A 3,922-nucleotide genomic window follows, 5' to 3' on the forward strand; every position below is an offset into this window, starting at 1 on the left:
AAGCGTAAGCTCATGCGCTACGTACGCCAGTACAACAAGTCGCCAAAGACCGTGAAGTGGAAGTACTTCGACCCAACGCGCCGAATCGCTACTGAATCAGCTGTTACAGGACACTAGTGTCCTGAGCTAGAAGTTCGTTGATGACTACTTCGCGGCACCTTTTCGCCCCTGAACACGTTGCTCCTCCTCCCGTGGGACCTGCCACGCTCGTCGTCGCGCCGCACCCAGGAACGAAAAGCCCCGTGCGTATTTTCAACGAACTTCTGGGACAGCACACTAGACCGTTGTTGGGCTGTTCAGGCACGCGCCAGCTGCCGGGCGATAGGCAAGACTCGAAGGCGCTTGCCGGTCGCCGCAAAGATGGCATTAGTGAGCGCCGGCGCCACTGCGGGTACGCCGGGCTCGCCCAAACCGCCGGGTATCTGAGATCCTGCGATGAAGTGCACGTCCTGGGTTGGCGTGTCGGCCAACGTCAGCAAGCGGTAGTCCGGGAAGTTGCGCTGCTGAATGCGCCCCGCCTCGACGGTGATTTCACCGTAGAGAGCGGCCGACAGGGCGAAGACAACCGACCCGGTAATCTGAGCCCGCGCGGAGTCTGGGTTGATCACTAGACCGCAATCAACTGCGGAGGTCACGCGATGTACGATCACCTCGCCACCATCCTCAACGCTGGCGTCCACCACCTGAGCCACGATCGTCTCGAAGCTCTTCACTAGGGCCACGCCGAGCGCGCGGCCGGGTCCTCGGTCGCTGCCCCAGCCCGAGGTGTCTGCTGCTTTCTCCAACACGACGCGCATGCGAGGATCACTCAGGTGGTCTAGGCGAAATGCCAAGGGATCAGCGCCCGCGGCGTGGGCCAGCTCGTCGATGAACGACTCATTGAAAAAGCCGTGTTGGGTGAAGTCGACAGAGCGCCAGGCACCGACGGAGATCGGGCTTGGGCATTGCACGCGAGCGATGTCTCGGGCGGGTACGTCGTAGGGTAGGGCGAAGGGGCGTTCCGAGTCTGGCATGCCCGCATCGGTGTAAACGTAGCGATTGACGAAGGCACTGAGGCGACCGTCTTGCCCCACCGCGCCCCGTAGCTTGGCCCTGATTGCGGGTCGGTAAGTGTCGTTGGCCATGTCGTTCTCGCGCGACCAGATCACCTTTACCGGCGCTGGTACTCGCGCTGCGATACGCGCTGCGATCCTAATGTAGTCGAGCTGTCCGCGGCGTCCGAAGCCACCGCCGAGTAGGCGCTTGTGCACGGTCACTCGATCCGCATCGAGCCCGAGCTCCCCGGCGAGCGCATCGCGTGCGAAGGGGAAGTTCTGGTGGCCCACCCACAGGTCCGCGCTGTCCTCGCGCGCGTGTATCGTGCAGTTGAGAGGTTCCATGGTCGCATGGGCGAGGTAGGGAACGGCGTAGTCAGCCGCCAGCGAGGTACCGGTGGTCAAGGCGGTCTCCGTATCCCCCACGCGATCGACTCGCTGGCGCTTCCCCTTGGCCAGGTCCTGCTCGTGTTGCGAACGGATCTGCTCGCTAGTGAGCTTGCGTTGACCGCCTTCCCAGCGCAGGCTGAGATCGCCCAGGGCCTGCTGGGCCACCCAGTAGCTGTCGGCGACCACGGCCACCACGTCGCCGAGGTTGAGCACGTCGCGAACGCCGGCTCGCGCGCGCGCCTTGGCGTCGTGCGCTATCACCGCGCGGGCGTCGCGCACCTCTGGTAGGGCAATCGCCGCGTACGCCATCCCTGGCACGATCACGTCGATGCCGAACTGGGCCGTACCGTCGACCTTGCCGGCCAGATCCAGGCGCCTAACGGATCGCCCTACTAGCCTGTACTCGCCCGGCGCCTTGAGCGCTGGCTTGAGCGAAGGCGAGTAGCGTGCGGCCGCGTTCGCTAGCTCGCCGTAAGTGATGCGGCGATCACTGGCAGCATGTGTGATCTGGCTGTCCCGGGTGCGCAGCTCCGTGGCATCTACTTGCCAAAGGTCTGCGGCGGCGGCGAGCAGCATCTGGCGTCCAGCAGCGCCGGCACGGCGCATCCCGTGGTGGCCAGTCAAGCGTATCGCCGTGCTGCCACCGGTGATCTGGCCCACCAGGCCCTTGGAGATCTGCAGAAACGTAAAGTCTATCAGCGGGTACATGAACTCGGGGATGGCAGGTGCCTCGCCGATCACGTAGCCCCGGCCGAGGTCACTATTGGTGTAGGCGTCGCTGGTCGGTGCGTCTTCTATGCGCACCCTCGACCAGTCCGCGTCTAATTCCTCAGCGAGCATCTGCGCTAGGCCCGTGCCTGCCCCCTGGCCCATCTCGGCGTGCGGGATCAGCACCGTGAGTTGGTTGTCTGGAGTGAGCTTAACCCACGTGTTGAGGAGCACTTGGTCGCCCTGCGTGCTGCCCTCGCTGGTCATCCGCAGGCGGTTTGGGGCCAGCGCGATGCCAAGCGTCAGGCCGCCGCTTAGCAGGCCCGCGGAGGCGAGGAAGGCGCGGCGAGTGATGCGCCCCAGCCGGCCATTATGGGGCTTGCGCTCGCTCATGCACCCGCCACTCGCCGTTGCTTGGCGGCTGTATGGATCGCGGGGCGCAAGCGGTCGTAGGTGCCGCATCGACAGATGTTGGTAATCGCCGAATCGATCTGTGCGTCCGTGGGTTCGCGATACTGTGCGAGCAGCGCTTCCACCGCCATGATCATGCCGCTCTGGCAGTAGCCGCATTGGGGCACCTGATGGCTGAGCCAGGCCTCCTGCACCGCCGTGCGCACATCGGGTGCGCCGATGCCTTCGATCGTGGTGACACGTGCGTCCGCCACCGCGTGCATCGGCAGCACGCAGGTGCGCACGGCTCGCCCATCCACGTGCATCGTGCAGGCGCCGCATGCAGCGATACCGCACCCAAACTTGGTGCCGGTCAATCCGAACTGCTCGCGCACGGCCCACAGCAGTGGCATTTGCGGGTCGCCGTCGAAGTTGACCCGTCGACCATTCAATTCGAAGGAAACGGACATCTCACGCACTCCCGAGTGTTGGAGATATAAGCGGACGATAGTCCGTTTAAAGGGAGTAAGCAAGGACGACGACCTACGTCCCTTGCCTGCAACCCCTGCCTCCTTCGTAGAATGTGCGTCATGTCTGCGACCGCACCCGACTTACCTTCATTGCTACAGTTTGAGACGCTGGCGCCCGAGCGCGCCGATGCGGCTGAGAATCGCCACGCCATCCTGCGTGCAGCGCAGGGCTTGCTGCGCAAGCGCCCGTTGCAGGCCATCACGATGACCGATCTGGCAAGCGCGGCCGGGGTGGGTCAGGGCACGCTTTATCGTCGCTTCAAGAACAAGGCGATGTTGGCGAAGGCCCTGTTGCTCGAGCACCTGTTGGCGCTGGATTCGCAGCTGCATCGACGCAGCGCGGCGGGTGCAACGCCGCGTGACCTATTGCACTGGTTTGTTGGTGATCTCGTAGAGCTGGTCAGCTTGCAGGCAGATTTGGTGGCCGCGATCACCATGAAGGAGGATATGCTGGCCAACTGGTGGACGCAGACGCCACCCGCGCGCTGGTTGGCGCGCGTCATGTCGATCCTCTACGAGTCCTGTACGGATGAGGGCGAAGGTGAGACGTTCGCTTCTCTCGTGATGCCCGCCGTCATGGGTCTCGGTCCTGCTAGCGAGAGCAGTGAGGTGGCTGCCGCGCGTGCGCGCATCGCGCGACTGGTCGATGCCCTGCTCGAGCATCGCTAGTGGGCCGCTTGGTAAATGAGGTAACGCTCAGTGTGCGTAGGGGCAGCGTCAGCAAGGCGCGTCGCGCAGCCAATGGTATCGCCATTGGCAAGCGATGCAACGCCGCGGACGCTGCCCCTGGGCAGACCCGAAGGGCGAGTAGCACGGGCGCCATCGCGGCGTTGGTCAAATGCAGCCATAGCTCGGCTATGGCCGCATTCG

At 64.2% G+C, this 3,922-nt stretch carries 4 protein-coding genes; 2 read left to right on the top strand and 2 right to left on the bottom strand.

Annotated features, from left to right (window positions below; translation table 11 throughout):
- Positions 1-117, top strand: a 117-nt coding sequence (locus AAGA68_27235; protein ID MEM9388765.1) for an IS630 family transposase, incomplete at its 5' end; no start/stop codon positions are given.
- A 179-nt stretch (positions 118-296) separates the two neighbouring features.
- Here the strand turns inward: AAGA68_27235 and AAGA68_27240 are convergent.
- Entirely contained in the window at positions 297-2,525 is a 2,229-nt protein-coding gene (locus AAGA68_27240) for a molybdopterin cofactor-binding domain-containing protein (GenBank protein ID MEM9388766.1), read from the bottom strand.
- On the bottom strand, positions 2,522-2,992 hold the full coding sequence (locus AAGA68_27245) for a (2Fe-2S)-binding protein (GenBank protein MEM9388767.1): 471 nt from the start codon (positions 2,990-2,992) through the stop codon (positions 2,522-2,524). The genes AAGA68_27240 and AAGA68_27245 overlap by 4 nt, the downstream gene beginning before the upstream one ends.
- Positions 2,993-3,112: 120 nt before the next feature.
- Here AAGA68_27245 and AAGA68_27250 point away from each other — a divergent pair, with 120 nt between their 5' ends.
- On the top strand, positions 3,113-3,721 hold the full coding sequence (locus tag AAGA68_27250) for a helix-turn-helix domain-containing protein (GenBank protein MEM9388768.1): 609 nt from the start codon (positions 3,113-3,115) through the stop codon (positions 3,719-3,721).
- Positions 3,722-3,922 lie beyond the last annotated feature (201 nt).

This window comes from Pseudomonadota bacterium, assembly GCA_039193195.1.
In the GTDB taxonomy this organism is placed as follows: Bacteria; Pseudomonadota; Gammaproteobacteria; order Steroidobacterales; family JBCBZW01; genus JBCBZW01.

Excerpts from the sequence above, each read along its gene's own strand:
- AAGA68_27240 (MEM9388766.1), bottom strand. The coding sequence starts at position 2,525 with ATGAGCGAGCGCAAGCCCCATAATGGCCGGCTGGGGCGCATCACTCGC.
- AAGA68_27245 (MEM9388767.1), bottom strand. The coding sequence starts at position 2,992 with ATGTCCGTTTCCTTCGAATTGAATGGTCGACGGGTCAACTTCGACGGC.
- AAGA68_27250 (MEM9388768.1), top strand. The coding sequence starts at position 3,113 with ATGTCTGCGACCGCACCCGACTTACCTTCATTGCTACAGTTTGAGACG.